This window comes from Streptomyces sp. CNP082 (assembly GCF_059570535.1).
Genome location: NZ_JCANSZ010000002.1, coordinates 66,882 through 93,789 on the forward strand (window position 1 = coordinate 66,882; position 26,908 = coordinate 93,789).

General features: G+C 72.5%; 21 protein-coding genes. 10 read left to right on the forward strand and 11 right to left on the reverse strand.

Features of this window, described 5'->3' with window-relative positions:
• Positions 1-51: 51 nt before the first annotated feature.
• Positions 52-2,379, reverse strand: coding sequence for an MMPL family transporter (locus B124_RS01860; protein WP_496500821.1), 2,328 nt, complete (start codon positions 2,377-2,379; stop codon positions 52-54).
• Positions 2,380-2,511: 132 nt separating this feature from the next.
• Here B124_RS01860 and B124_RS01865 point away from each other — a divergent pair, with 132 nt between their 5' ends.
• Both B124_RS01865 and B124_RS01870 read left to right on the forward strand, forming a co-directional pair.
• A complete protein-coding gene (locus tag B124_RS01865; RefSeq protein WP_496500822.1) occupies positions 2,512-3,180 on the forward strand; it encodes a TetR/AcrR family transcriptional regulator in 669 nt (222 codons plus the stop codon).
• A gap of 99 nt (positions 3,181-3,279) precedes the next feature.
• On the forward strand, positions 3,280-3,507 hold the full coding sequence (locus B124_RS01870; RefSeq protein ID WP_496500823.1) for a heavy-metal-associated domain-containing protein: 228 nt from the start codon (positions 3,280-3,282) through the stop codon (positions 3,505-3,507).
• A 369-nt stretch (positions 3,508-3,876) separates the two neighbouring features.
• Here the strand turns inward: B124_RS01870 and B124_RS01875 are convergent, their stop codons facing one another.
• Both B124_RS01875 and recD2 read right to left on the reverse strand, forming a co-directional pair.
• Complete coding sequence (locus B124_RS01875) at positions 3,877-5,166, reverse strand: citrate synthase (protein ID WP_496500824.1); 1,290 nt, start codon at positions 5,164-5,166, stop codon at positions 3,877-3,879.
• A 137-nt stretch (positions 5,167-5,303) separates the two neighbouring features.
• Positions 5,304-7,550, reverse strand: coding sequence for an SF1B family DNA helicase RecD2 (recD2, locus tag B124_RS01880; RefSeq protein ID WP_496500825.1), 2,247 nt, complete (start codon positions 7,548-7,550; stop codon positions 5,304-5,306).
• A gap of 289 nt (positions 7,551-7,839) precedes the next feature.
• Between recD2 and B124_RS01885 the strand changes: the two genes are divergently transcribed.
• The gene (locus B124_RS01885; RefSeq protein WP_496500826.1) at positions 7,840-8,388 is read left to right on the forward strand and encodes a DUF937 domain-containing protein; all 549 of its coding nucleotides are present in this window, start codon (positions 7,840-7,842) and stop codon (positions 8,386-8,388) included.
• An 83-nt stretch (positions 8,389-8,471) separates the two neighbouring features.
• On the opposite strand, the gene B124_RS01890 is transcribed toward B124_RS01885, so the two are convergent.
• The 3 genes from B124_RS01890 to B124_RS01900 are packed head-to-tail and all read right to left on the reverse strand — an operon-like array spanning position 8,472 to position 11,661.
• A complete protein-coding gene (locus B124_RS01890) occupies positions 8,472-9,323 on the reverse strand; it encodes a sugar phosphate isomerase/epimerase family protein (RefSeq protein WP_496500827.1) in 852 nt (283 codons plus the stop codon).
• A complete protein-coding gene (locus B124_RS01895) occupies positions 9,320-10,495 on the reverse strand; it encodes a dihydrodipicolinate synthase family protein (RefSeq protein WP_496500828.1) in 1,176 nt (391 codons plus the stop codon). Before B124_RS01895 ends, B124_RS01890 begins: the two co-directional genes overlap by 4 nt.
• Positions 10,492-11,661, reverse strand: a complete 1,170-nt coding sequence (locus B124_RS01900) for a Gfo/Idh/MocA family protein (protein ID WP_496500829.1) — start codon at positions 11,659-11,661, stop codon at positions 10,492-10,494. Before B124_RS01900 ends, B124_RS01895 begins: the two co-directional genes overlap by 4 nt.
• 256 nt (positions 11,662-11,917) lie before the next feature.
• Here B124_RS01900 and B124_RS01905 point away from each other — a divergent pair, with 256 nt between their 5' ends.
• From B124_RS01905 to B124_RS01915, 3 genes are all read left to right on the forward strand, one after another.
• The gene (locus B124_RS01905) at positions 11,918-12,961 is read left to right on the forward strand and encodes a LacI family DNA-binding transcriptional regulator (protein ID WP_496500830.1); all 1,044 of its coding nucleotides are present in this window, start codon (positions 11,918-11,920) and stop codon (positions 12,959-12,961) included.
• 128 nt (positions 12,962-13,089) lie between these two features.
• Positions 13,090-14,025: a bifunctional helix-turn-helix transcriptional regulator/GNAT family N-acetyltransferase gene (locus B124_RS01910; RefSeq protein WP_496500831.1), complete on the forward strand. Its 936-nt coding sequence runs from the start codon at positions 13,090-13,092 to the stop codon at positions 14,023-14,025.
• A gap of 132 nt (positions 14,026-14,157) precedes the next feature.
• Positions 14,158-14,955 (forward strand): sugar phosphate isomerase/epimerase family protein, encoded by a 798-nt coding sequence (locus tag B124_RS01915; protein ID WP_496500832.1) that lies wholly within the window; start codon positions 14,158-14,160, stop codon positions 14,953-14,955.
• Between the two features lie 177 nt (positions 14,956-15,132).
• Here the strand turns inward: B124_RS01915 and B124_RS01920 are convergent, their stop codons facing one another.
• Complete coding sequence (locus B124_RS01920; RefSeq protein WP_496500833.1) at positions 15,133-16,077, reverse strand: EamA family transporter; 945 nt, start codon at positions 16,075-16,077, stop codon at positions 15,133-15,135.
• A gap of 88 nt (positions 16,078-16,165) precedes the next feature.
• Here B124_RS01920 and B124_RS01925 point away from each other — a divergent pair, with 88 nt between their 5' ends.
• The gene (locus B124_RS01925; protein ID WP_496501021.1) at positions 16,166-17,074 is read left to right on the forward strand and encodes a LysR family transcriptional regulator; all 909 of its coding nucleotides are present in this window, start codon (positions 16,166-16,168) and stop codon (positions 17,072-17,074) included.
• A 127-nt stretch (positions 17,075-17,201) separates the two neighbouring features.
• Here the strand turns inward: B124_RS01925 and B124_RS01930 are convergent, their stop codons facing one another.
• The 3 genes from B124_RS01930 to B124_RS01940 form a co-directional block, all read right to left on the reverse strand.
• Positions 17,202-18,620, reverse strand: a complete 1,419-nt coding sequence (locus tag B124_RS01930) for a S28 family serine protease (protein WP_496500834.1) — start codon at positions 18,618-18,620, stop codon at positions 17,202-17,204.
• Between the two features lie 315 nt (positions 18,621-18,935).
• Positions 18,936-22,712, reverse strand: a complete 3,777-nt coding sequence (locus B124_RS01935) for an ABC transporter ATP-binding protein (protein ID WP_496501022.1) — start codon at positions 22,710-22,712, stop codon at positions 18,936-18,938.
• Between the two features lie 229 nt (positions 22,713-22,941).
• Entirely contained in the window at positions 22,942-23,490 is a 549-nt protein-coding gene (locus tag B124_RS01940; protein WP_496500835.1) for an ATP-binding protein, read from the reverse strand.
• Positions 23,491-23,640: 150 nt separating this feature from the next.
• On the opposite strand from B124_RS01940, the gene B124_RS01945 reads away from it, so the two are divergent.
• Together B124_RS01945 and B124_RS01950 are read left to right on the forward strand one after the other, a co-directional pair.
• Positions 23,641-23,901 (forward strand): DUF397 domain-containing protein, encoded by a 261-nt coding sequence (locus B124_RS01945; protein ID WP_496500836.1) that lies wholly within the window; start codon positions 23,641-23,643, stop codon positions 23,899-23,901.
• An 84-nt stretch (positions 23,902-23,985) separates the two neighbouring features.
• Positions 23,986-24,888 (forward strand): Sco1979 family transcriptional regulator, encoded by a 903-nt coding sequence (locus B124_RS01950; protein WP_496500837.1) that lies wholly within the window; start codon positions 23,986-23,988, stop codon positions 24,886-24,888.
• A gap of 101 nt (positions 24,889-24,989) precedes the next feature.
• On the opposite strand, the gene speB is transcribed toward B124_RS01950, so the two are convergent.
• Entirely contained in the window at positions 24,990-25,979 is a 990-nt protein-coding gene (speB, locus tag B124_RS01955; RefSeq protein ID WP_496500838.1) for an agmatinase, read from the reverse strand.
• Positions 25,980-26,070: 91 nt separating this feature from the next.
• Here speB and B124_RS01960 point away from each other — a divergent pair, with 91 nt between their 5' ends.
• Entirely contained in the window at positions 26,071-26,892 is an 822-nt protein-coding gene (locus B124_RS01960) for a phosphatase (RefSeq protein WP_496500839.1), read from the forward strand.
• Positions 26,893-26,908: the final 16 nt, after the last annotated feature.

Sequence of the window (26,908 nt, forward strand, 5' to 3'; positions counted from 1 at the left end):
CCGCGGCACGGCGGACGCCGCCGCGGGCCCGGTGTCCGCACCGCGCCGGCGTCACCGCCCCCCGACAGGCGTGAGGTCGTCGGACGCCTCCGCCGGCCGCTGCCGCTCCTGACCGGGCGCCCGGGGCCCGCCTTCGCCGAATCCGCTGCGCTCGACGCGCTCGTGGAACCGGCGCAGCGGCCCGGGCGCCCACCACGTGGCGGCCCCGGTCAGCTTCAGCACCGCGGGCACCAGCAACCCGCGCACCACCATCGCGTCCATCAGCACCGCGAGGGCCAGGCCGATGCCCAGCATCTTGGTGTTGGTGACCCGGGAGGTGCCTATCGCGAGCATCACCACCGCGAGGATCACCGCGGCGGCGGTGATGAGCCCGCCGGTCCGCCGGAGCCCGAAGACGACGGCCCGGTCCCGGTCCCCCGTGCGGTCGTACTCCTCCTTGATGCGGGAGAGCAGGAAGACGCCGTAGTCCATGGACAGACCGAAGGCGACGCAGAACATCAGCACCGGCAGCGTCGTCTCGATGTCGCCGGTCGCAGTGAAGTCCAGCACTCCGGAGAGGTTGCCGTCCTGGAAGACCCACACGATCGCGCCGAACATCGCGGTGAGGCTCAGCGCGTTGAGCACGACGGCCACGAACGGTATGAGCACGCTGCCGGTGAGCAGGAACAACAGGACCAGCGTGGCCAGCACGATCATGAGCGCGGCCCGGGGCAGGACGGACCGGATGGAGTCCTTGGCGTCCACCAGATCGGCCGCCGTGCCCGTGACCGACACCTCGAACGGCGGCCCAAGGGCGCGGATGTCGCGCACCAGGTCCTGGCTGGCGGCGTCCACCGCCTCACCCTGCGCGGTCACGGTCAGATAGCCGGCGCCGGAGTCCATGGCGGGGCCGTCGATCCGCTCGACGCCGTCGAGCGCGGCGATCCGCTCCCGGTACCCGGCCAGCTCCGACACGGCCGGGTCCCCTTCGACGTAGATCTCGATCGTCCCCCCGGGAGTGCCCGGGAAGCCGTCCCTGATGTGCTCCTGCACCACGTGCGACTCGGCCGACCGGGGAAGCTGCCGGTCGTCCGCCGTACCGAACTCCACCTGCAGGAAAGGCAGCCCGAGCAGGACCAGCCCCGCGGTCGTCAGCACCGCGAAGACCGGCGCCCGGCGCATCACCAGCTTCGCCAGCCGCGCCCACCCGCGCCCGCTCTCGGCACCGCCGGGCATGCCGCCGCCGCGCCTTGGCAGGATGCGCCAGGAGTTGACCCGCGGGCCGAGCAGCACCAGCGCCGCGGGCAGCACCGTCAGCGCCGCCACCGCGGCCAGCAGCACCACCGCGATGCCGGCGTACGCGAACGAGCGCAGGAAGTACTGCGGGAACAGCAGCATCGCCGAGAGCGACACCGCGACCGTCAGCGCCGAGAACAGCACCGTGCGGCCGGCGGTCCGCAGCGTGGTGCCGACCGCGCCCAGCGGTTCCGCGCCCGCGGCCAGCTCCTCGCGGTAGCGCCGGACGATGAACAGTGCGTAGTCGATGGCGAGTCCGAGGCCGAGGGCCGTGGTCAGGTTCTGCGCGAAGCCCGACACGTCCGCGAACGCGGTGATGCCGCGCAGCACCGCGTTCGTCCCCAGGATGGCGACGATGCCCACCGCCAGCGGCAGCAGCGCGGCGACCGCGCTGCCGAAGACCACGATGAGCAGCAGGAGCGTCACCGGCAGGGCGATGATCTCGGCCCGCAGCAGGTCCTCCTGGATGGTGCCCTGCAACTCGTCGTAGACCGCGGCCTGCCCGCCGAGGCGCACCTCGACCGGGCCGTGCTCGCCGCGGAATTCGGGCGCAAGACCGTCGAAGACCTCACTCGTGCGCGTCTCGTCCCCGGTGATCCGCGCGGCGATGAGCGCCTCGCTGCCGTCCGCAGACCGCAGGCCGGCGGCCCTGGCCGCCGCGTCCTGCGCCGCCCCGCCTTCCGCGCCCTCCGCCGCCGCGCCTTCCGCTCGCCCGCCCTCCGCCTGCCCGGCGGACCGGGCCACGGCCCAGTACGACGTCACCCCTTCGACCGAGTCCGCCGCCGCCAGCCGCCCGGCCAGCCGCTCCGCCTCGGCGGCGACCGCGGGATCGTCCACCCCGTCCGGCCGGCCGCTGTCCACGAGCAGCAGCAGGTTCGGCCGGGCTCCGGGGAACTGCTCGTCCAGCGCGTCCGCGGCATACGCCGACTCGGACGCCGGATCCTGCCACCCCCCGCCGCTCATGCGGTCCGCCACCCCGCTCCCGGCCACCACGGCCAGCGCCGTGAAGGCCAGCGCGAGCAGCAGCGACAGCCTGGGCCGCGCCGTGACGAACCGCGTCCAGCGGCCCGCCCCGGCCGTCCCCCCGCCTGTGCCCTCGGCCATCGGTTCCGCCCCCTCCTTGCACAGCGCAATAGAATGAGACGCGAGCCGGAATACGAGTCCGCGCTCGCGTTTCCTCAGAATGCGAGCGGTCGCTCGTGTTTGTCAACTCCCACCCGAAGGCTGTGGATAGCCGTGTCGAAACCAGCACCGGCCACCGGCGGGCAATCCCCCGCCGACCGGCCGCTCCGCCGCAGGCAGGCGCGCGGCGAGCGGCGTGCGCAGCAGTTGCTCGACGCCGCCGCGGCCGTGTTCGCCCGCAGCGGATACGCCGCCGCGTCCACGAACGCCATCGCCCGCGAGGCCGGCGTCTCCCCCGGCACGCTGTACCAGTTCTTCCCGAACAAGGAGGCACTGGCCGTCGAGCTGGGCCGCCGCTACGACCACGTGCTCCACGAGACGCACAGCGAGGCGTTCACCCCCGCCAACGCCGCGCTCCCGCTCGACAGCATGCTCGACGCCGCCCTGGACCCGGTGATTGACTTCTGCGCCGCCAACCCCGGCTTCGAGGTGCTCCTGCAGAGCGCGGACATCCCGGGCCTGGTCGCAGAGGAGCACGAGGCGGTGCACACGACGATCGTGGCCGCCGTCGAGGCCATGCTCACCCTCCGCGCCCCGGAGCTCTCGCCCGCCGAGATCGCCCGTGCCGCCGCCATGTCGTTCAGCATCTTCAAGGCGGGCCTGGAGCTCTTTATGACCGCCGAGGACACCGAACGGGACGCGTACCGCACGGAGATCAAGCGCGCCCTGTCCGGCTACCTCGCGCCGGTCGTCGGCACGGACGCCATACCCCTGCCGGACTGACCGCGCGACGAGCGAGGATGGAAAATACCCCTAGGGGGTATAGACTCCGAGTGCAGGAAGCAGGACACGGCTGCACCCCCGTCGACAAGGGAGACTCCCATGAGCACTCAGACCTCCGTCACCACCGTCTACAAGGTCTCCGGCATGACCTGCGGCCACTGCGAAGGCGCCGTGAGCGCCGAGATCTCCGAGCTCGACGGCGTCTCCTCGGTCAAGGCCGTGGCCGCCGCCGGCGAGGTGACCGTCACCTCCGCGGCCCCGCTCGACGAGGAGAAGGTGCGCGCCGCGGTGGACGAGGCCGGGTACGAGCTGGTCGGCAAGGCCTGACCCGTACAGCCGCGACGAACGCCGCCCCCGTACCCGCCAGACGGGGGCGGCGTCGGCGCACACGCCGCCGGTTGCACAGCGGGCAACAAGTGACTCAGATCACATCGATCAGGGGGTAACCATCGGCGCCGGTCGCGTGTCTATTCGGGTGACGTCGACACCCGGCGGAGTCGGCGTGCACGAGGCCGGGACGGCACGTGCGAGGAGCATTGAGCGGCCCCTCCCGCGGCGGTGTCCCGGCGGTACGAAGGCGCCCGGCCCTTACCGGGGCCGGGAGAGCGAAGCGCCCCGTCGACTGATCCGTGGGGGGATCGCAGACGGGGCGCCTTCGCGTTTTCGCGCGTTGCCGCCAGCGTGCGGGCTGCCGGCTCAGCGCTCCTCGACCGGGACGAAGTCCCGCAGCACCGCACCGGTGTAGATCTGCCGGGGGCGGCCGATGCGGGAGCCCGGCTCCTTGATCATCTCGTGCCACTGGGCGACCCAGCCCGGCAGCCGCCCGAGCGCGAAGAGCACCGTGAACATCTCGGTCGGGAAGCCCATCGCGCGGTAGATCAGGCCGGTGTAGAAGTCGACGTTCGGATACAGCTTGCGCTCAACGAAGTAGTCGTCGGCGAGCGCGTGCTCCTCCAGCTTCAGGGCGATGTCCAGCAGTTCGTCGGACTTGCCCAGCGCGGAGAGGACGTCGTGCGCCGCCGCCTTGATGATCTTCGCCCGGGGGTCGAAGTTCTTGTAGACGCGGTGCCCGAAGCCCATGAGCTTCACGCCGTCTTCCTTGTTCTTCACCTTGCGGATGAAGGTGTCGACGTCGCCGCCCGTGGCCTGGATGCCCTCCAGCATCTCCAGCACGCTCTGGTTGGCGCCGCCGTGCAGGGGTCCCCACAGCGCGCTGATCCCCGCCGAGATGGAGGCGAACAGGTTGGCCTGCGAGGAGCCGACCAGCCGCACGGTGGAGGTCGAACAGTTCTGCTCGTGATCGGCGTGCAGGATCAGCAGCTTGTCGAGCGCGCTGACCACGACGGGATCCAGGTCGTACTCGGCGGCCGGCACCGAGAAGGTCATGCGCAGGAAGTTCTCGACGTACCCGAGGTCGTTGCGCGGGTAGACCACCGGGTGGCCGACGGACTTCTTGTACGCGTACGCCGCGATCGTCGGCAGCTTGGCCAGCAGCCGGATCGTCGACAGGTGCCGCTGCTGCTCGTCGAACGGGTTGTGGCTGTCCTGATAGAAGGTCGACAGCGCGCTGACCACGGAGGACAGCATCGCCATCGGATGTGCGTCCCGCGGGAAGCCGTCGTAGAAGCGCTTGACGTCCTCGTGCAGGAGGGTGTGACGGGTGATCTCGCCCTTGAACACCGACAGCTCGTCGACGCTCGGCAGCTCACCGTTGATCAGCAGGTACGCGACCTCCAGGAACGTGCTGCGTTCGGCGAGCTGCTCGATGGGATAGCCGCGGTAGCGCAGAATCCCCTGCTCGCCGTCCAGATAGGTGATGCCCGACTTGTACGCCGCAGTGTTGCCGTAGCCGCTGTCCAGGGTCACCAGCCCGGTCTGGGAGCGCAGCTTTCCGATGTCGACGCCGGTGTCACCGACGGTGCTGTCGACGATCGGGAAGGTGTACTCGCCGTCGCCGTACCGAAGTACTGCAGATTTGTCGCTCACTCTGTCCTCACCCGACGTATCGTGCCTCTTCTTTGAGGTGCTTGAGGTGCCCTGACTACCCTCCAGCTTCCCCCATGCGGAGCGATTCCGTGCACTCGGGGTCGGCTGACGGATCAACATACGGCACTGCGTGCCACTTACGGACCATCGTGCCCTGTCGGAGCCGGATATGGCAGACCCAGTCGCCCGCGCAGCCGGTGATCCAGCGCCGTACAACGCCGGCCTGCGGAAACGGTCCGCACCGCCTGTCCCAGGGCCTTCCGGGAGCCCACCAGCACGACCAGCTTCTTCGCCCGGGTGACAGCCGTGTACAGCAGGTTCCGCTGGAGCATCATCCAGGCGCCGGTGGTGACGGGGATCACCACCGCCGGGTACTCGCTGCCCTGCGAACGGTGGATGGTGACCGCGTACGCGTGCGCCAGCTCGTCCAGCTCGTCGAAGTCGTACGGCACCTCCTCGTCCTCGTCCGTGAGCACCGTCAGCCGCTGCTCGACCGTGTCCAGCGCGGTGACGACGCCGACGGTGCCGTTGAAGACCCCGTTCCGCCCCTTCTCGTAGTTGTTCCGTATCTGCGTCACCTTGTCGCCGACGCGGAACGTACGACCGCCGAAGCGCTTCTCGGCGAGTCCCGGGCGGCCGGGGGTGACGGCCTCCTGGAGGAGGCCGTTCAGCGCGCCGGCGCCCGCGGGGCCGCGGTGCATGGGGGCGAGGACCTGCACGTCGCGGCGGGGATCGAGGCCGAACCTGGCCGGCACGCGGCGGGCCGCGACGTCCACCGTGAGCCGGCCGGCGGCCTCGGTGTCGTCCTCGGCGAAGAGGAAGAAGTCGGCGAGGCCCTGGGTGAGGGGCGGGGCCCCGGAGTTGATGCGGTGCGCGTTCGTCACCACGCCGGACTGCTGCGCCTGGCGGAAGATCCGGGTCAGCCGGATGGCGGGCACCGGGCCGCCGTCGGCCAGCAGGTCGCGCAGCACCTCCCCGGCGCCGACGGACGGCAGTTGGTCGACATCGCCGACGAGCAGCAGGTGTGCCCCCGGCGGCACGGCCTTGGCCAGCTTGTTCGCCAGGAGCAGGTCGAGCATCGAGGCTTCGTCGACGACGACCAGGTCGGCGTCGAGCGGGCGGTCCCGGTCGTACGCGGCGTCGCCGCCCGGCTTGAGCTCCAGCAGCCGGTGGACCGTGGACGCCTCGGCGCCGGTCAGCTCCGCCAGCCGCTTGGCCGCGCGGCCCGTGGGCGCCGCCATCACCACCTTCGCCCGCTTGGCCCGGGCCAGCTCCACGATCGAACGGACGGTGAAGGACTTGCCGCAGCCCGGTCCTCCGGTCAGCACCGCGACCTTCTCCGTCAGCGCAAGCCGGACCGCCTGCTCCTGCTCGGGCGCCAGCTCGGCGCCGGTGCGACCGCCGAGCCAGGTCAGCGCCCGGCTCCAGTCGACGTCCTGGAAGGCCGGCATCCGGTCCCGCTCGGTGCGCAGCAGGCGCAGCAACTGGGCGGCCAGGGAGACCTCCGCGCGGTGGAACGGCACGAGATAGATCCCCTGCACGTCCTCCTCACCGGCCGGCCCGGGCACCGTCTCCCGGACGACACCCTCCTCCTTCACCAGCTCGTCCAGGCACTCGATGACCAGGCCCGTGTCGACCTGCAGCAGCTTGACCGCCTCGGTGATGAGCTGCTGCTCGGGCAGGAAGCAGTTTCCCTGGTCGGAGGATTGCGACAGCGCGTACTGCAGGCCGGCCTTGACCCGCTCCGGGCTGTCGTGCGGGATGCCGACGGAGCGGGCGATGCGGTCGGCGGTGAGGAAACCGATGCCCCAGACGTCGGCCGCCAGCCGGTACGGCTCGTTCTTCACCACGGAGATGGAGGCGTCCCCGTACGACTTGTAGATCCGCACGGCGATAGAGGTGGAGACACCGACGCCCTGGAGGAAGAGCATTACCTCCTTGATGGCCTTCTGCTCCTCCCAGGCGGCGCCGATCAGCTTCGTCCGCTTGGGGCCGAGGCCCGGGACCTCGATGAGCCGGGCGGGATCCTGCTCGATGACGTCGAGCGTGTCGACGCCGAAGTGGTCGACGATGCGCTCGGCGATACGGGGGCCGATGCCCTTGATCAGCCCGGAGCCGAGATAGCGGCGGATCCCCTGGACGGTGGCGGGCAGGACCGTCCGGTAGTTCTCCACGGTGAACTGTTTGCCGTATTGCGGGTGGGAGCCCCAGCGGCCCTCCATGTGCAGCGACTCACCGGGCTGGGCGCCGAGCAGGGCGCCGACGACCGTGAGCAGATCGCCGCCGCCGCGGCCGGTGTCGACGCGGGCGACCGTGTACCCGTTGTCCTCGTTGGCGTACGTGATCCGCTCGAGGACTCCCTCCACCACCGCCAGTTGCGTCATGGGACAGACGCTACCGCCGGGCCCCGACATCGCGGGCCGGCCTGTGGACGACCGGGGCTGTGGACAACCCGCACTCCCGCGTGCGGCGGCGCAGCGAGGGGGCCCGGCCCTTGCGGGCCGGGCCCCCTCGCGTCCCCCTCCAAAGGCTCCCCCACCCCCCTGGTACTCCCCCCGGGAAGCCGATGCCCTATACGACCCCGATCAGCGGCGCAGGGTTGCACGGCTTCAGCACTTTATCGATCTGTAACCCGACGTGCCGACATCGGTGATTGACCGTAATGTTTCGGGCATGAGGGGCAAACCACTTCACAAGGCTGTCCTCGACGACCTCGATCCGGAGCAGTTGCATCAGGTTGCCGCTGAGCTGGGCACCGGCGACCGGGGCGCGAAGCGGGTCGTCGGCGAGACGGTCGCCGCCCTCACCGGCTCACTCGCCGAAGAGGCGTCCTCCCCGCACGGGGCGCACGAGGTCGAGCAGGCGCTCGACGAGGCACAGGGGGCGGCACCCGCGGGCGCCGGAGTACGCCCGCTGAGGGGCTCGTCCGGCTGCATGCTGCAGACGATCGTCGGCAGGACGAGCATGCCGGTGGCCCGCGCGGTCTCGCAGCGCACGGGCATCCCGATGGCGCAGGTGTCCCGGGCGCTGAAGATCCTCACGCCGATCGCGATGGCCGCCGTCTCCCGGACCGTGAAGAACCGCAAGGTCAGGGCGGACGGGCTCGCCGAGATGCTCACGGAGCAGCAGCAGGCGGCCCGCAGGCCGGGCGGCGGGCTCGGCGCCCTGGCGCGGCTGTTCGGCGGCGGGCAGTCCCACGGCGGCGGGCGCCACCGCGCCTGACGGCACAGCCCTTGGCCCTGCCCGTACGCGACGCGCGCCCCGGGACCCGCCGCCGCTCGGGCCGCGGCCCGCCGCCCCGTCGCTCAGCCCACGACCAGTTGCTCGTACCGCTCGACGATCTCGGCCAGCACCTCCGCCCCGTCGCGCGCCCACAGTGCCGGGTTGAAGATCTCGACCTCGACGAAGCCGGCGTACCCCGCCTCGTCCACCCGCTCCCGGAACCAGCGCAGGTCGACGCTCCCGTCGCCCAGTTGCCCCCGCCCCAGCAGCACCCCCTCCGGCAGCGGCGTCACCCAGTCCGCCAGTTGGAAGGCCGCGATCCGGCCGGACTCCCCCGCGCGGGTGATCTGCCCCGCGACGGTGTCGTCCCACCACAGGTGATACGTGTCCACCACCACGCCCACGCGGTCCGCGGGGAAGCGCTCGGCCAGGTCCAGCGACTGGGCCAGCGTGGAGACCACGCACCGGTCGGCCGCGTACATCGGGTGCAACGGCTCGATCGCCAGCCGCACGGCGCGCTCCGCCGCGTACGGCGCGAGGGCGCCCAGCGCATCCGCGATGCGCTCCCGTGCGCCGTACAAATCGCGACTGCCCGCCGGCAGGCCGCCGGAGACGAGGACGAGCGTGTCCGTGCCCAGCACGGCGGCCTCGTCGATGGCACGGCGGTTGTCGTCGAGGGCGGCGGTGCGCTCTCCCGGGTCTTCGGTGGTGAAGAAGCCGCCGCGGCACAGGCTCGTCACCGTCAGCCCGGCGTCGCGGAAGAGCGCTGCGGCGGCCTCCACCCCGAACTCCTGGACGGGCGCGCGCCACAGCCCCACGCCCCGCACCCCGGCCGCGGTGCAGCCGCCCGCGAGTTCGGGGAGCGACCACTGTCTGATGGTCTCCTGGTTGAGGCTGAGGCGGGCCGGCCCCCCGGCCGGCTGTCCGGTGCTCACTGGGCGACTCCGTGGACGGCGAGAAACGAGGTCATACGCTGCGCCGCGAGCGGCGGGTCGGGGAACAGGCCGAGCGCGTCGGCCAGTTCGTACGCGCGCGCGAGGTGCGGCAGGGAACGGGCCGACTGCTGACCGCCGACCATCGTGAAGTGGCTCTGGTGACCGCCGAGCCAGGCCAGGAACACGACGCCCGTCTTGTAGAAGCGCGTCGGCGCCTGGAAGAGATGGCGGGCCAGCGGCACGGTCGGGTCCAGGACCTTGCGGAAGCCGGCCGCGTCACCGGTGTCGAGGGTCCGTACCGCAGCAGCGGCCAGCGGGGCGAGCGGGTCGAAGACGCCGAGAAGCGCATGGCTGAAACCGTGCTCGTCGCCCTCGATCAGCTCGGGGTAGTGGAAGTCGTCGCCCGTGTAGCAGCGCACTCCCTTGGGCAGCCTGCGGCGCAGGCCCACTTCGCGGGAGGCGTCGAGGAGGGAGACCTTGACTCCGTCGACCTTGTCCGGATACTGCGCGATGACGTCCATGAAGGTGTCGGTGGCGGCGTCGAGATCGGAGCTGCCCCAGTACCCGGCGAGCGCGGGGTCGAACATGTCGCCCAGCCAGTGCAGGATCACCGGCTCGCGCGCCTGGCGCAGCAGCGCGCCGTACGTCTCCAGATAGTCCTCGGGTCCGCGGGCGCACGCCGCCAGCGCGCGGGAGGCCATGAGCACCACCTGCGCGCCGGCGTCCTCGACCAGGGCGAGCTGCTCCGTGTACGCGGCGCGCACGTCGGCGAGGCTGGCGCCCCGGGGTGCGAGCTGGTCGGTACCCGCGCCGCAGACGACGCGTCCGCCCTGGGCCCTGGCCTCGGCGGCGGAACGGCGGATCAGCTCGGCGGCACGGGGCCAGTCCAGGCCCGTACCGCGCTGCGCGGTGTCCATGGCCTCGGCGACGGCGAGGCCATGGGACCACAGGTGACGGCGGAAGGCGAGGGTGGCGTCCCAGTCGACCGCGGCGGGGCTGTCCGGGTCGCCGGGGGCGGTGTCGGCGTACGGGTCGGCGACGACGTGTGCGGCGGCGAAGACCGTACGGCAGGAGGGGCGCGGGCCGTCGGCCGCGAGCGCCGGAGCGGGCTCCGCGCGCGGTTCGTACGCCTCCAGCACGCCCCCCGGCCGGGGCAGCCGGATCGTCGTCATCGGGCCAGCTCCGGCACCTCGACGCGCCGCCCCTCGGCGGCGGCCTTGAGGCCCAGCTCGGCGAGCTGCACCCCGCGCGCGCCGGCGAGCAGGTCCCAGTGGTACGGCTCGTCGAGCACCAGGTGCCGCAGGAACAGCTCCCACTGGGCGCGGAAGCCGTTGGGGAACCCGGCGGGACCGGCGTTGTCGGGAACTTCCTGCCACTGGTCGCGGAAGGACTCGGAGACCGGCAGGTCCGGGTTCCACACCGGCTTCGGCGTCGCCGCCCGGTGCTGGACGCGACAGCCGCGCAGGCCCGCGACGGCGGAGCCTTCGGTGCCGTCGACCTGGAACTCGACCAGCTCGTCGCGGTGGACGCGGACCGTCCAGGAGGAGTTGATCTGCGCCACGACGGGGCCGCCGGGCGCGGCCAGTTCGAAGATGCCGTACGCCGCGTCGTCGGCGGTCGCCTCGTACGGCTCGCCGTGCTCGTCCCAGCGGCGGGGCACGTGCGTGGTGACGTGCGCCTGCACGCTGCGTACCGGGCCGAACAGCTCGTGCAGGATGTACTCCCAGTGCGGGAACATGTCGAGCACCATCCCGCCGCCGTCCTGCGCGCGGTAGTTCCAGGAGGGCCGCTGGGCGGGCTGCCAGTCGCCCTCGAAGACCCAGTAGCCGAACTCGCCGCGGACCGACAGGATGCGGCCGAAGAAGCCTCCGTCGATGAGCCGCTTGAGTTTCAGCAGCCCCGGCAGGAAGAGCTTGTCCTGCACCACACCGTGCTTGATGCCCGCGCCCTGCGCCATCCGGGCGAGCTCGAGAGCGGCGGACGCGGAGGCGGCGGTCGGCTTCTCCACGTAGACGTGCTTGCCGGCGGCGACGGCCTTCTTCACGGCGTCCTCGCGGGCGGAGGTCACCTGGGCGTCGAAGTACAGCTCGACGGAGTCGTCGGCGAGTACGGCGTCGAGGTCGGTGGTGTACTCCGGCAGGTCGTGCCGGCGGGCGAGGTCCTTCAGCGCGTGCTCCCTGCGACCCACCAGAACCGGCTCGGGCCACAGCACGTCGCCGCCGCCGAGATCCAGCCCGCCTTCCTCGCGAATGGCAAGAATCGAACGGACGAGGTGCTGCCGATACCCCATCCGCCCGGTGACGCCGTTCATGGCGATACGCAGCGTCCTACGTGGCATCTGGTCTCCCATAGTAAGCGCTTTCTGCCCCGGGAGAAAGTTATCCCCGCCCGGCCTGCAGCGCAAGAGCCCGACCGGGTAGGCACAAAGGCGTGCACACTCCTGCCACCCTCGCGACGCGGGCGGCGCGAGGATGGCGCGACGTGCAAGACTTCCGCTCACAGTTCGGACCGGCGACCAGCGCCGGGCGGGGCCCGCGGGCCCCGGGGGATTCCGGCCACCGGGCCGGGACGCGCACCCAACGGGAGGCAGAGCGATGGCAGTCACCCTCGCGGACGTCGCGGCACGCGCCCGCGTCTCCGCCGCGACCGTCTCCCGGGTCCTCAGCGGCAACTACCCGGTGGCCGAGGCCACCCGCGCGCGCGTGCTCGCCGCGGTGGACGAGCTGGACTACGTCATCAACGGCCCGGCGAGCGCGCTCGCCGCCGCCACCTCCGACCTCGTCGGCGTCCTCGTCAACGATGTCGCCGACCCCTTCTTCGGCATCATGGCCAGCGCCGTGCAGTCCGAGCTGGGCAGCGAGAAGCTGGCCGTCGTCTGCAACACCGGCGGCTCCCCGGAGCGCGAACTCACCTACCTCACGCTCCTGCTGCGCCAGCGCGCCGCCGCCGTCGTGATCACCGGAAGCGCCGTCGAGACGCCCGAGTACGCCGCCGCCAGTGCGGCGAAGGTGGGCCGGCTCGCGGCGAACGGCACCCAGGTCGTCCTCCTCGGCCGGCCGGCGAGCGCCGCACCCGAAGGCTCCGTGTTCGCCGTCGAGTTCGGCAACCGCGAGGGCGGGCGCCGGCTCACCGAACACCTCATCTCACTCGGCCACCGCCGCATCGGCTACGTCGCGGGCCCCGCCGACCGCACCACCACCCGGCACCGCCTCGAGGGCCATCGCGCCGCGCTCGCCGCCCACGGCCTCGGCGGCGACGCCGGCGAACTCGGCCGGCTGACGGTGCACGGCCCGTACTCCCGGAAGTCCGGCTACGACGGCGCGCTGGAGCTGCTGGACCGCGAGCCGGGGCTGACCGCCGTCGTCGGCTCGAACGACGCGGTGGCGCTCGGCATCTGCGCGGCGCTGCGCGACAAGGGGCTCGACATCCCCGGCGACATGTCCGTGGCGGGGTTCGACGATCTGCCGTTCAGCGCAGACGTGACGCCGGCGCTGACGACGGTGCGGCTGCCGCTGCAGGAGGCGGCGGCGCGGGCGGCGCGGCTGGCGCTGGGGCGGGAGGAGTCGCCGGCGGGCGGGCGCGACACGGTGCCGGCGGAGCTGGTGACGCGGGCGTCGACGGCGGCGCCGCGGGCGTAGCGGAGGCCGGGGTCCGCGGCGATTGTCCGACCGGACGGGACGACCTGTGGATAACTCTGCACGAGGTCGCGGGATGCCTGTACCTTTGACTCAGTCAAAGAAAAGCGCGCGCCAGGAGGTGGGGCTCCATGACCATCGAGGACATCCGCTCGTTCAACCGCTTCTATACGAATCTGATCGGCGCCCTCGACTACAGCCGCCAGCTCCACACGCCGTACACGCTCACCGAGGCCCGCGTGCTTTACGAGCTGAGCCACGCCCAGCATGCCGACGCCGCCGACCTGCGCGGGGCGCTCACGCTGGACGCCGGGTATCTCAGCAGGCTGCTCGGCAGGTTCGAGAAGGACGGCCTGGTCACACGCGGGCCTTCGGCCGCCGACGCACGGCGGCAGCGGGTGGCGCTGACCCCGCGCGGGCGTGAGGCCGCCCAGCTACTGGAGGAGCGCTCGCGGGAGCAGGTGGGGACGCTGCTGGCGCGGGTGCCGATGGACCGGCGCGCGCGGCTGGCCGCCGCGATGAGCACGGTGCGGGAGCTGCTGTCGGAGTCGGCCGCGGCGAACGGGGTCGTGCCGACCCCGGCCGAGGAGGCCGAGTTGCGCGAGCCGGGGCCGGGCGAGTTGGGCTGGATCGTCCAGCGGCACGGCGAGCTGTACGCGCAGGAGTACGGGTGGGACGCCGGCTTCGAGGGGCTGGTGGCCCGGATCGTCGCGGACCATGCGGCGCAGCACGACCCGGCGTGCGAGCGCACATGGATAGCGGACCTGGGCGGTCGCCCGGTCGGCTCGGTCATGTGTGTCCGGGGAGACGCCCCGGACACGGCGCGGCTGCGGCTGCTGCTGGTCGACCCGGAGGTGCGGGGGCACCGGCTGGGGACACGGCTGGTCGACGAGTGCATCGGCTTCGCCCGCGAGGCGGGATACCGCGCGCTGGTGCTGTGGACGAACTCGGTGCTGGTGTCGGCCCGCCATCTCTACGAGCGGGCGGGGTTCGAGCTGGTGGCGGAGAAGCCGCACCACAGCTACGGGGCGGACCTGGTGGGCCAGGACTGGCGGCTGACGCTCTGACGGATTGCACCCGGCGGCGAAGCCGGACGACCAGGGTGCTCAGACCGTTCGGGGCGGGCGGTGCGCGGATTCACCCCCACGCACCGCCAAGGAGCGGTTGCCAGGCGCGGTGGGGTCTGATCGACTCACGGCATGCGACTCGCCTTCTCCACGCTCGGCCTGCCCCGGCTCCCCGTCGCCGAGGTCGCTCAGCTTGCCCGTGACGGCGGCTATCAGGGCGTGGAGCTGCGGTGCCACCCCGAGGAGCCCGTGCACACCGGTCTCGGGATCGGGGAGCGGGCGGACGTGGTGGAGGCGTTCACCGCGGCCGGGGTGGAGATCCTGGCACTGGCGGGCTACGCGGGCGTCGCCGCGGCCGGGGACGACGAGCCGGTGGTCACCGAGATGCGCGAACTGCTCGCGCTCGCCCGGGACCTGGGTGCCGCCCACATCCGGGTCTTCCCGCAGGGCGGTGACCAGCCGGCCGTCGAGGCGGACCCCACCGCCGCCCGGCGGCTCGCCGCCGTGGCCCCGTATGCCGCGGACCTCGGCGTGCGGGTGCTGCTGGAGACGCACGACACGCACCGCACCGGCGCGGACGTCGCCCGCGTCCTCGACCTCGTCGGGCACAAGAGCACCGGGGCGCTGTGGGACGTGCTGCACACCTGGCTCGGCGGCGAGGAGCCGCAGGAGTCGTTCGCGGCGCTCTCTCCGTACCTCGGCTATGTGCAGGTCAAGGACGCGGCGTCGCGGGAGGACCTGGCGCCGCTGGCGCTGGGCGAGGGGACGGTGCCGCTGGCGGAGTGCCTGGTGGTGCTCACGGAGGCGGGCTGGGACGGCTGGCTGTGCTGGGAGTACGAGAAGCGCTGGTTCCCCGACGCCCGGGAACTCGCCCCGCTGCTGGCCGGCGGCCGCGAACATCTGATGCGGCTGCTGGCCGACGTGGCCTGAACACGCGTCACCCCCGCGCCCGCGGCACCGCCGGACGGCCCGGGACGGCGCGCGGCGGGCGGCGGGCGGCGGGCGGCGGGCGGCGGGGCAGACCGGGGCGACTCCCACTTCGGCTGCACCCGGCCGTGGTTCACCACCGGCAGCCAGGGCTCCGGCGGGACCTCGCCCGGGACGCGGTCAACGAGATCCGGACGGTGGTGCGCCGGCGCCGCCCGATGCCGCCGGTACGGCGGGGCGGTGCGGCACGGCGCCGCTCCGCCGGCCGGTTCCCCGGCCGCCCAGCGACGTCACGGCCACCCCGCCGACCAGCAGCAGGGCCGCCGCCCAGCGCAGCCCCGTGATCTCCTCGCCCAGGAACAGCGCCGCCGAGGACATCCCCGCGACCGGCACCAGCAGGGAGAACGGCGCGACCGTCGTGGCGTCGTACGCACGCAGCAGATAGCCCCACGCCCCGAAGCCGAAGATCGTGGCGACCCACGCGATGAAGACGACCGCGCCGACGCCCGCCCAGTCCAGCGACTTGAGCGCCGCCCAGTCCCGCTCCGGCCCCTCGAAGGCCAGCGACAGCGCGAGCAGCGGCAGCACCGGCACGCAGGAGACCCACACCATGAAGCGCAGGGCGTCCGGCGGTGCGGCCTTGCGCATGACGACGTTCGCGACCCCCCAGCTGAACGCCGCGGCAAGCACGATCGCGAACGCCCCCAGCGGCCCCGAGCCCCCCTCGTCGACCGCGGCCAGCGCGACCCCGCACAGCGCCACCCCCATGCCTGCCAGCCGCACCGGCCCCGGCCGCTCCCCCAGCACCACCGCCGCGATGCCCGCCGTGAACACCGCCTGTATCTGCAGCACCAGCGACGACAGCCCCGCCGGCATCCCTTGCTCCATGCCGATGAACAGCAGGCCGAACTTCGCCACCCCCAGCGCCAGCCCGACCGCCAGGATCCACTTGAACGCCACCTGCGGCCGGCCGACGAGGAACACCGCGGGCAGCGCCGCCACCAGGAAGCGCAGCGCGGTGAACAGCAGCGGCGGGAAGTGGTCGAGACCCACGTCGATGACGACGAAGTTCAGGCCCCAGAGGAAGGCGACGAGGACGGCGAGTGCGATGTGCAGCGGGCGCATGCGCCCAGGATCGGCCCCGGCAACCGTAAAGCACCAGCACGTATTACTTCATGATTGGATGTAGTAACACTGAAATTTGGGGGTGACCATGCTCGATCTGTCCCGGCTCCGTGCGCTGCACGCCGTCGCCGTCCACGGCTCCGTCGGCTCCGCCGCGGCGGCCCTCGGCTACACCCCGTCGGCCGTCTCCCAGCAGATCGCCAAACTGGAGCGCGAGACCCGTACGCCGATGCTGGAGCGCCGCGGCCGGGGCGTGACGCTCACCGACGCCGCCCAGCACCTCGCCGCCACCGCGGAGCAGTTGCTCGCCATCGTCGAGGAGGCCGAGACCACGCTGGAGGAGCGCCGCGGCCGGCCCATGGGGCGGCTGACGGTGGCCTGCTTCGCGACCGCCGCCCGCGGCCTGCTGCCCGCGGCGCTGGCCGCGCTCTCCACAGCGCATCCCGCGCTCGACACCCGCATGCTGGAGGCCGACCCGCACCTCGCCCCCGGCCTGATCACCCGCGGCGTGGCCGACCTCGCCGTCGCCCACGACTGGAACACCGTCCCGCTGCCCACCCCCGAGGGGATGGAGTCGGCGCCCATCGGCGACGACCTGTGCGACATCTGCGTCCCGGCCGGCCACCCCTTCGCCGGGCGCACCGCGCTCGTCCGCGCGGATCTCGTGGCCGAGCGCTGGATCTGCCAGCCGCCGGGCTCGACGTGCCACGACTGGCTCGTACGCACCCTGCGCACCTCCGGCCACGAGCCGGATCTCGCCTACCAGGTCGCCGAGTACGCCTCGCAGCTCGCGCTGGTCGCGGCCGGTCTGGGCATCGCGCTGGTGCCCCGGCTCGGCCGGGGCCCGCTGCCGGCGGGGGTGGTCGCGGTGCCGCTGGAGCCGGTGCCGGTGCGGCGGGTGTACGCGCTGTGGCGTACGGGCGCCGCGCGGCGGCCGGCGATACGGGAGGCGGTGCGGCTGCTGCAGCGGGAGTGGCAGGAGCGGGTCGGCGGCTGACGGCACGGCGGCATCGGTCCCGTACGCCCGCAGGCTTGAGCCCGCGCCGTACCGCCCGTGCGGTAGGGCCGCGACCGCGGGTGATGACACCCGCGGGCGCGGCCTCGTGCGGCTCAGCGGCTCCGGCTCACGGCCGGAGCGACTGCGCCCGCAGCTCCTTCTTCGTCACCTTGTCAAGACCGCTGTCGTACGCGGCCAGCGGCCTGGCCTTCGTGGCGCCGGCCCCGGCCGCGACACCGGCCCAGTCGAGGATCCGCTCCGTGGCATGGACGCGCTGCTCCTCCGGGAGCTGGCTGACCCGGGCGCCGTGGTTCGCGCCGGGCGCGGTGTAGACGTACGAGTCCCGCGCCCCCTTGCCGAGGCGGAACGGCTCGGAGCCCCACGGGTCGTTCTCGCCGTAGACGAAGAGCATCCCGTCGGCGTTGTTGCGCACCCACTTGTCGACGTCGTTCATCACCCCCGGCTTGAACCGCATGTCGATGTCGCGCGGCACGAAGTTCCGCGGCGGCTGGTAGCCGTAGCGGCTCAGGTCCTTCAGGTGCGGCAACTGGATGGTGGGCGCGCCCAGCTCGGTGCCCGCCTGGTAGTAGTACGGCGTGTACGGCTCGAGCCCCTGGTCGGTGTAGAAGGACCAGCCCGCGATGGCGTCGATGTAGTCGTAGAGCTCCTGGTCGGAGACGGTGGCGGCGTCCGGCACGTCGGCGCAGTCGGCGGCCGTGCTGTACTGCCAGAAGCCCCACACGAGATCGAGGACGGTCGCCTCGAACGCTTTGTCCAGGGTGCCGACCGTGGTGAAGGTCGAACCCGACTCCGCGGCCCACGCCGCGTACTTCTCCGAGAGCACGTCCCGCCGCACCAGCGCCTCGCGCTGCACGGCGTTGAGCGCGTCCCGGCACTCCTTGGTGCCGACCTGCTCGAAGAACCGGTCGTAGGCCGCGTCCTCGTTGTTCACCACGTCGTTCGGCGCGACGTAGGCGACGACGCCGTCCATGTCGCGGGGGTAGAAGCGCTCGTAGTACGTGGCGGTCATGCCCCCCTTGCTGCCGCCGGTGGCCAGCCAGTTCTCGTCGTAGACGTCGTTCAGCGCCTGGAAGAGGCGGTGCTGGTCGCTGGCGGCCTGCCAGATGTCGAGCTTCTCCCAGTCCGCGGGGTCGGGCCGGGACGGGGTGAAGAACCGGTACTCCATGGAGACCTGGTTGCCGTCCACGATCTGCGTGGGCTCGCTGCGGGACGGCGTGGTGGAGACGTTGTAGCCGCCGGTGGAGAAGACCGTGGGCCGGTCGGTGTCCTTGTGCAGCACGGTGAGCCGTTGCTGGAAGGTCTGGCCGTTCGGCTTCCGGTGGTCGACGGGCTGGGTGTAGTTCAGTACGAAGTAGCGGTAGCCGTCGACCGGCTTCTCCTCGATCAGGCTCATGCCCTCGATCGAGAGGAGCCGGTCCTTGATGTCGGCCTCGTCCGCGGTAGCGGCGCCGACCGGTGAACTGCCCAGCCCCACCGTGCCGGTGAGCACGGCCAGACTCAGCAGCCATCCGAGCTTCCTGCGCATCTTCCCTCCCCGGGTTCACAATGACCCTCGGAACCTAGCCGCGTTGGCCTCGCCGGAGAAGAACGCCGAACCCCCCTGTGGATAACTTTCCACGCATTGCGCTGCTTCGATTACTCTGGGTAGCGGAAATGAACGTCTGGGCAGGGAAGGCAGGGCTGAGCGATGAGGCAGCACCGCCCGCAGGTATTCCGCCGGCTGCGTCACGGGCGTCGTCGGCCACGCCATCGGCACCCCCGGCTGCCCCGGCTGCGCCGTCTGTGCGGGCTGTGCCGGCTGTGCCGGCTGTGCCGGCTCCGTGTGCGCCGAGTCCGCCGGCTAGACCGCCGCGGGTGCCACCGAGCCCGCGTAGGTCCGCCACAGCTCCGCGTACCGGCCGCCGCGCGCGAGCAGTTCCTCGTGGGTGCCGTCCTCGGCGACCCGGCCGTGGTCGAGGACCACGACGCGGTCGGCGCGGGCGGCCGTCGTGAGGCGGTGGGCGACGACGAGGGTCGTGCGCCGGCCCGCGAGGCGGTCCGTGGCGCTGTTGACCGCGGCCTCGGTGGCGAGGTCGAGCGCGGCGGTGGCCTCGTCGAGGAGCAGGATGTCGGGATCGACGAGCTCGGCGCGGGCCAGGGCGATGAGCTGGCGCTGGCCGGCCGAGAGGTTGCGCCCCCGCTCGGCGACGTCGTGGAGGTAGCCGCCGGGCAGCGAGGCGATCATGTCGTGGGCGCCGACGGCGCGCGCGGCGGCCTCGACCTGGGCGTCGGAGGCGTCGGGGCGGCCGTAGGCGATGGCGTCGCGCACGGCGCCGGAGAAGAGGTACGACTCCTGGGGGACGACGCCGAGGCGGTGGCGGTAGCCGGTGAGGTCGAGTTCGCGCAGGTCGGTGCCGTCGACGCGGACGGCGCCGCGGGTCGGGTCGTAGAACCGGGCGGCGAGCTTGACCAGCGTCGACTTGCCGGCGCCGGTCTCGCCGACGAACGCGACGGTCTGTCCGGCTGGAATCGTCAGGTCGAGCCCGGTCAGGGCCGCGTCCGCGGCGCCCCCGGCCTGCCCGTCGTACGCGAAGTGCACGTCGTCGAAGGCGATTTCGCCGCTCAGCCGCCCGACCGGCCGCGGCTTCGCGGGCGGCGGGGTGGAGGGCTTCTCGTGCAGGAGCTCCTGGATGCGGCCGAGCGCGACGGCCGCCTGCTGGTAGCCGTCGAAGACCTGGGAGAGCTGCTGCACGGGGGCGAAGAACAGATCGATGTACAGCAGGTACGCCACGAGTGCGCCAGCGGAAAGCGTGCCGGCGGCCACCCGGTCCGAGCCCACCGCCAGCACGCCGACGGTGGCGAAGGAGGCCAGGAGCTGCACGAACGGGAAATAGACGGAGATGAGCCACTGCCCGCGCACGCGCGCCCGGCGGTAGCCGTCGCTGCGCTCGGCGAACCGCGCGGCACCGCCGTCCTCGCGGCGGAACGCCTGCACGATGCGCAGCCCGGCGACCGACTCCTGCAGGTCCCCGTTGACGACGCTGACCCGCTCGCGCGCCAGCTCGTACGCCTTGACGCTCTGCCGGCGGAAGAAGAACGTGCCGACGATCAGCGGCGGCAGGGTGGCGAAGACGATCATGGCGAGCTGGAGGTCGATGACCAGCAGTGCGACCAGGATGCCGAAGAAGGTGAGCAGCGAGACGACGGCGGTGACCAGGCCGGTCTGCAGGAACGTGGACAGGGCGTCCACGTCCGTGGTCATCCGGGTCATGATCTTGCCGGTCAGATGGCGCTCGTAGTAGTCGAGGCCGAGCCGCTGGAGCTGGGCGAAGATCTTGACGCGCAGGGCGTAGAGCACGCGCTCGCCGGTGCGGCCGGTGAGCCGGGTGGCGCCGACCTGGGCGGCCCACTGGCCGAGCACGACGACGAGCGCGAGTCCCGCGGCAGTCCACACGGCGCCGAGGGAGAGCTGCTGGACGCCCTCGTCGATGCCGTGCCGGATGAGGATGGGCAGCAGCAGCCCGGCGATCGCGTCCCCGGCGACGAAGAGCAGGGCGACGGCGAGCGGGGCGCCGAAGCCGCGCAGCAGCCGGCGCAGGCCGTACGACGCCTCCGGCGCCTCGGCGCGGTCCTCGTCCACGTCGGGGGTGTCGGTGGCGGGCGGCAGGGCGGTGACCTTGGCCAGCAGTTCCGGGCTGCCGGGCGAGCCGGCGAGCATGCCGGCGAAGCCGGAGGGGTCACCGGCCGAGGCCGTGGAGTTGCCGCCGGCAACGGTGCTCTTCTCGCCGGTCTCCTTGCGCACCCACAGGCCGGGCGTGATCCCGTCGACGCTGGCGTGGGTGTCGGCGGCGGCCTGGCCGGCGGGGTCGCGCTCGCGGTCCGCCAGCTCGTCCGGGTCGGTCAGCAGCCGGCGGTAGAGCGGGCAGCGGGCCTGCAGTTCCTCGTGGGTGCCGACGTCGACCAGCCGGCCGCCGTCGAGGACGGCGATGCGGTCGGCCAGCGCCAGGGTGGACTGGCGGTGGGCGATGAGCAGCGTAGTGCGGCCGGCCATGACGCTCTTGAGCGCCTCGTGGATCTCGTGCTCGACGCGGGCGTCGACCGCGGAGGTGGCGTCGTCCAGAAGCAGCAGCCGGGGGTCGGTGAGGATCGCGCGGGCCAGCGCGATGCGCTGGCGCTGGCCGCCGGAGAGGGTCATGCCCTGCTCACCGACGACGGTGTCGTAGCCCTCGGGAAGGCCGGCGACCGCGCCGCCGTCGGCGCCGGCGGAACCGGCGCCGTTGCCCAGCGCGGTGATGAAGCCGTCGGCCTGCGCGGCGCGCGCGGCGGCGCGGATCTCCTCGTCGGTGGCGTCGGGCTTGCCGTAGGCGATGTTGTCCCGGATGGACTCGGAGAACAGGAAGCTGTTCTCCGGGACGAGCCCGATGGCCGCACGCAGGGAGGGCAGCGTCAGATCACGTACGTCGTGGCCGCCGATGCGGACGGCGCCACCGTCCGGGGCGACATCGTAATAGCGGGGGATCAGCATCGACAGCGTCGACTTGCCGCTGCCGGAGGCACCGACGACGGCCATCGTCTCGCCCGGCTCCACGCGCAGCGTCAGCCGGTCGAGCACCGGGTGGTCGGGGTCGTAGCCGAAGGTCACGCCGTCGAACTCGACGTCGGCGGGGGCCTCGGCGGGCAGTTCGTGCGCGCCGGGCCGGTCGGACAGCTCGGGCTCGGTGTCGATCAGCTCGTAGACGCGCTCCACGCCCGCGCGGGCCTGCTGCCCCACGGTGAGCATCATCGCGAGCATCCGCACCGGGCCGACGAGCTGCGCGAGATAGGTGGAGAAGGCGACGAAGGTGCCGAGGGTGATCTGTCCGCGGGTGGCCATCCAGCCGCCGAGCGCGAGCATGCCGACCTGGCCGAGGGAGGGGACGGCCTGAAGGGCGGGGGTGTAGCGGGCGTTCATGCGGACGGTGCGCAGCCTGGCGGCATAGAGCTTGCGGCTGATGGCGCGGAGCTTGCCGGTCTCCTGCCGCTCCTGGCCGAAGCCCTTGACGACGCGGACGCCGCCGACGGCGCCGTCCACGACGGAGGCGACGGTGCCGGCCTGCTGCTGGGCGTACCAGGTGGCGGGGAACAGCCGGGTCCGGCTGCGGTTGGCGATCCACCACAGGGCGGGGGCGACGCCGAGGGCGACGAGGGTGAGCGTCGGGGACAGCACGATCATGACGACCAGGGAGACCGCGAAGAGCAGCACGTTGCCGATCATCATCGGGATCATGAAGAGCAGGCCCTGGACGAGCTGCAGGTCAGTGGTGCCGCGGCCGACGACCTGCCCGGTGGACAGCTCGTCCTGGCGGCGGCCGTCGAGCCGGACGATCGCGTCGTACATCTCGGTGCGCAGGTCGTGCTGCACGTCGAGGGCGAGCCGGCCGCCGTAGTAGCGCCGGACGTAGGTGAGGCCGTAGACGGCGAGGGCGGCGACGACCATGAGGGCGGCCCAGGGCGCGAGCGGCCGGTCGCCGGAGACGATCACGTCGTCGATGATCAGCTTGGGGATGAGCGGAACGAGGGCCATGATGCCCATCCCGGCGAGGGAGGCGCCGAGGGAGAGCAGGACGTTGCGGCGATAGCGCAGACAGTGGCGGACCAGCCGCCGCGCCCAGCCGTCGGGCGCACCCGGCGAAGACGTCTGCTCGGCAGGGCTTTCTTCCGATGGGGTCCGTGCTGCAGGGATCTTCCCCGATGGTTCCGCCACCGGCCGCCTCCGCCTCAGTGTCGATCGTCCTGGTCCAGGATCGACAACCTACGGACGCCGGGATTTGTTTCTCGCATGCGTACGGAATGGGGCCCGCGGCCGGCCGTGGGCGCCCGGCCGCAGGTCAGGCCACCGCCTGCAACTGGGGCGGGCTGCTGCCGGTGAGCACCTCGACCAGCACCAGCAGCCGGGTGAGGGGTTGCTCGACGCCGTATTCCTCCGCCGGGGAGACGGGCCTGCCGCCCTCGGAGAAGCGGGCCCAGACGGCCTTGCCGTAGGGGCCCGGCTCGCTCCAGCCCCAGCTGTCGCTGAGGCACTCCACGATCTGCATCCCGCGGCCGGACTCGGCGAACGGGTCGGCGACGCACACCCGCGGGACGCCGGTGCCGGGGTCGAAGACCGCGCACACGACCTCGGGACCGCGGCGCAGCAGGCTGAGGACGACGGGGTGGGGGGCCTGGCTCCAGGACGGTTCGCGCATGCCGTGCCGCAGGGCGTTGGCCACCAGCTCCGAGGCGACGGCGGCGACGTCGTCGACGAGGTCCTCCAGCAGCCACCCGCGGAGCGTCGCCCGGGCGACGTTGCGGGCGATGGATATGGACCGGGGGTCGTCCTCGAGCGTGCACGCTGCGAACTCGGAGGCAGTCACCCACCCTTCAGCCGGTGCGGTCATCTCCAACTCCCCAGTCTCACGTGCACGTTGATGAAACAGGTTGCGATGCCATAGTGATCGATGTGCACTTGCCGCTGCAAGTACGGATGCAATTTCATTCGCAAGAACGGGTGCACGTACATTGGTCTCGCGAACCCAGGAGGAGACGGAATGCAGCAGGTCACGAACGGTGTGCCGGCGGATCAACTGGCCGGAATCACCTGGCGGAAGAGCCGATTCAGCAATCCGAACGGCGAGTGCGTGGAGGTCGCTTGGCTCCCCGGCGGGGACATCGCCATGCGCAACTCGCGCGATCCGGGCGGACCGGCCCTCATCTACACACAGGCGGAGATCACCGCCTTCCTGCTCGGCGCGAAGGACGGCCAGTTCGACGATCTGATCGTCAACGGTGCGACGGTAGGCCCGGGTTGAACTCCGCAGTAGCTGTACAGCGAACCCTTCACAGTGAGAGACTGAGCGGTCGATTCACACACCGCGGGACAGGGGCAGGCAAAGATGTCAGCGTCACCGGAGCAGACGTCATCGGTACGCAGGGCACTCTCTCAGCAGCACGGAGGGCCCACGGTTCTCCGGATCCTGCTGGGTACACACCTGCGTCGGCTCCGGGAGGCCGCCGGCGTCTCCCGTGAGGCAGCCGGTGATGCGATCCGGGCGTCGCACGCCAAGATCAGCCGCCTGGAGCTCGGCCGGGTGGGGTACAAGGAGCGCGACGTCTCCGACCTCCTCACCCTCTACGGCGTCATGGACGAGCAGGAGCGCTCCGAGTTCCTGGCCCTCGCCCGCCGCGCCAGCTCCCCCGGCTGGTGGCAGAAGTACGGCGATGTGCTGCCGGGCTGGTTCGAGACGCTGCTCGGCCTTGAGGAGGCCGCGGGCCTGATCCGTAACTACCAGGTCCAGTTCGTCCCCGGGCTGCTGCAGACCGCGGACTACGCGCGTGCCGTCACGCTGCTGGCCAACGCCGGCGCGCCCGAGCAGGAGATCCAGCGCAAGGTCGACGTGCGGCTGCGGCGCCAGCAGGTGCTGGACCGGCCGGACGCGCCGAAGCTGTGGGTCGTCGTGGACGAGGCCGCGCTGCGCCGCCCGCTCGGCGGGGCCGACGTCATGCGGGGCCAGGTCCGGCACCTGCTGGAGATGGGCACCCGGAAGAACATCACGATCCAGATCGCGCCCTTCGACATCGGCGGCCTCGCGGCGGCCGGCGGCCCGATACACATCATGCGTTTCACCGAGCCGGATCTGCCCGACGTCGTCTACCTGGAGCAGCTCACCAGCGCGCTCTACCTGGACAAGCCGGACGAGGTGGAGAACTACAAGCTGGTCATGGACCGGCTCTGCGCCACGGCCGAGACGCACGCGGGCAGCATGCGGATACTGGAGCGGCTGGCCGACGAGTTCTGACGGACTCCCGGCCCGCCCCACCTGACTCGCCCCGCCCCACCCAACTCGCCCCCGGCCCGCCAGACTCGCCCCGGCCCGCCCGGCTCGACCCGGCCCCCGGCCTATTCCGGCTGTTCCGAGGCGCCCGTCTCCCGCTCGCCGGCGATCTGCCGCGCCATCAGCGTCGTCAGCTCGTACGCCGTGTGCGACGCCGCCACCGACGTCATCTCGGCGTGGTCGTACGCCGGCGCCACCTCCACCAGGTCAGCGGAGACCAGCCGGCAGCCCGCCAGCCCGCGCAGGATCTCCAGCAGCTCGCGCGAGGTGAGCCCGCCGGCCTCCGGGGTGCCGGTGCCCGGCGCGTGCGCCGGGTCCAGGACGTCGATGTCGACGGACACGTACAGCGGCCGGTCGCCGATCCGCTGCCGCAACTGGTCGGTGACCTCGTCCACGCCGCGGCGCATCACGTCCGCCGAGGTGACGATGCCGAAGCCCATCTTCTCGTCGTCGTCCAGGTCCTTGCGCCCGTAGAGCGGGCCGCGGATGCCGACGTGCGAGAGCGCCGCGGTGTCGACCACCCCCTCCTCCACCGCGCGCCGGAACGGCGTGCCGTGGGTGTACGCGGCGCCGAAGTAGGTGTCCCACGTGTCCAGGTGCGCGTCGAAGTGCAGCAGCGCGACCGGCCCGTGCCGGCGGGCGACGGCGCGCAGCAGCGGCAGCGCGATGGTGTGGTCACCGCCGAGGGTCATCAGCCGGGCGCCGGTCGCCAGCAGTTCGTCGGCCGCGGTCTCCACCGTGGCCACCGCCTCGCCGATGTCGAACGGGTTGACGGCGATGTCACCGGCGTCCGCGACCTGGGCCAGCGCGAAGGGCGCGGCGCCCTGCGCCGGGTTGTACGGGCGCAGCAGCCGGGACGCCTCGCGGATCGCGTTGCCGCCGAAGCGGGCGCCGGGGCGGTAGGAGACGCCGCTGTCGAAGGGGACGCCGACGACGGCGACGTCCGTACGCCCCACCTCGTCCAGGCGGGGCAGCCGGGCGAAGGTGGCGGGGCCCGCGTAGCGCGGGACGCGGGAGGAGTCGACGGGGCCGCGAGGGGTGCCGGTGGTGCTCATGCTCCCGACGATACGGCCAGGGCAGGGCGGTGGACGCTGTACAGAGTGGACATCTGCGCCACCGCACATGTGTCCGGGTGACAATGACACCATGGCCTCCATGTCCCTGCCTGACGCACCCAGCCGCCCCGCCCTCGTCGACCACCTCGTACGCACCCGGATCGCCGGCGACGTCGCCACGCCGCGCGAGGGAAACCTGCGGCACTACCGCGAGCTCAGCCAGGGCAACCTGCGCTTCTGGCTCGGCCTCGACCTCGGCGACCGCTGGACCGACGAGCGCGACGTGCTGGCCGTGATGGCCGAGCGCGTCGGCGTCGTCGCCGACCCCGAGCACACCCACGGCCAGGACCGTATCGACCCCGAGCTGACCGTGGACGCCCTGGACCGGATGGCGGCCGAGCTGCGCAAGGCCGCCGAGGGCGGCCAGCGCGTGCTGCTGGCGACCGGCCACCCCGGCGGGCTGCTGGAGGTGCACAGCAGGACGGCGGCGGCGCTGCGCGCCGCGGGCTGCGACATCGTCACGGTGCCGCCGGGGCTGCGGACGGGCGAGGGCGACGACGGGTCGTACGGCAACGTCCAGCAGTTCTGCGACGTGGCCGTGCTGGAGCGGGGCGCGACGCTGTGGCACACGCACGCGCCGCAGCCGGTGCGGCAGATACTCGACGCGCTGGAGCGGGCCGGCGAGCCGCTGCCGGACCTGGTGGTCGCCGACCACGGCTGGGCGGGCGGCGCGGCGCAGCGCGGCGTGCACGCTGTGGGGTACGCGGACTGCAACGACCCGGCGCTGTTCCTCGGCGAGGCCGAGGGCACGCTCGCGGTGGCGGTGCCGCTGGACGACCACGTCACGGACCCGGGGGCGTATCCGCTGATGACGGCGTACCTGCTGGCGGCGGCGGGGCTGGAGCTGCCGTAGCCGGGGCGGGCCCGGG

Bases quoted from the DNA above. Each gene is read 5' to 3' on its own strand.
- B124_RS01915 (WP_496500832.1), top strand. From the start codon at position 14,158: ATGCGACTCGCCTTCTCCACGCTCGGCCTGCCCCGGCTCCCCGTCGCC.
- B124_RS01860 (WP_496500821.1), bottom strand. From the start codon at position 2,379: ATGGCCGAGGGCACAGGCGGGGGGACGGCCGGGGCGGGCCGCTGGACG.
- speB (WP_496500838.1), bottom strand. From the start codon at position 25,979: ATGAGCACCACCGGCACCCCTCGCGGCCCCGTCGACTCCTCCCGCGTC.
- B124_RS01870 (WP_496500823.1), top strand. From the start codon at position 3,280: ATGAGCACTCAGACCTCCGTCACCACCGTCTACAAGGTCTCCGGCATG.
- B124_RS01925 (WP_496501021.1), top strand. From the start codon at position 16,166: ATGCTCGATCTGTCCCGGCTCCGTGCGCTGCACGCCGTCGCCGTCCAC.
- recD2 (WP_496500825.1), bottom strand. From the start codon at position 7,550: ATGACGCAACTGGCGGTGGTGGAGGGAGTCCTCGAGCGGATCACGTAC.
- B124_RS01920 (WP_496500833.1), bottom strand. From the start codon at position 16,077: ATGCGCCCGCTGCACATCGCACTCGCCGTCCTCGTCGCCTTCCTCTGG.
- B124_RS01960 (WP_496500839.1), top strand. From the start codon at position 26,071: ATGGCCTCCATGTCCCTGCCTGACGCACCCAGCCGCCCCGCCCTCGTC.
- B124_RS01900 (WP_496500829.1), bottom strand. From the start codon at position 11,661: ATGCCACGTAGGACGCTGCGTATCGCCATGAACGGCGTCACCGGGCGG.
- B124_RS01945 (WP_496500836.1), top strand. From the start codon at position 23,641: ATGCAGCAGGTCACGAACGGTGTGCCGGCGGATCAACTGGCCGGAATC.
- B124_RS01910 (WP_496500831.1), top strand. From the start codon at position 13,090: ATGACCATCGAGGACATCCGCTCGTTCAACCGCTTCTATACGAATCTG.
- B124_RS01940 (WP_496500835.1), bottom strand. From the start codon at position 23,490: ATGACCGCACCGGCTGAAGGGTGGGTGACTGCCTCCGAGTTCGCAGCG.
- B124_RS01885 (WP_496500826.1), top strand. From the start codon at position 7,840: ATGAGGGGCAAACCACTTCACAAGGCTGTCCTCGACGACCTCGATCCG.
- B124_RS01950 (WP_496500837.1), top strand. From the start codon at position 23,986: ATGTCAGCGTCACCGGAGCAGACGTCATCGGTACGCAGGGCACTCTCT.
- B124_RS01895 (WP_496500828.1), bottom strand. From the start codon at position 10,495: ATGACGACGATCCGGCTGCCCCGGCCGGGGGGCGTGCTGGAGGCGTAC.
- B124_RS01930 (WP_496500834.1), bottom strand. From the start codon at position 18,620: ATGCGCAGGAAGCTCGGATGGCTGCTGAGTCTGGCCGTGCTCACCGGC.
- B124_RS01905 (WP_496500830.1), top strand. From the start codon at position 11,918: ATGGCAGTCACCCTCGCGGACGTCGCGGCACGCGCCCGCGTCTCCGCC.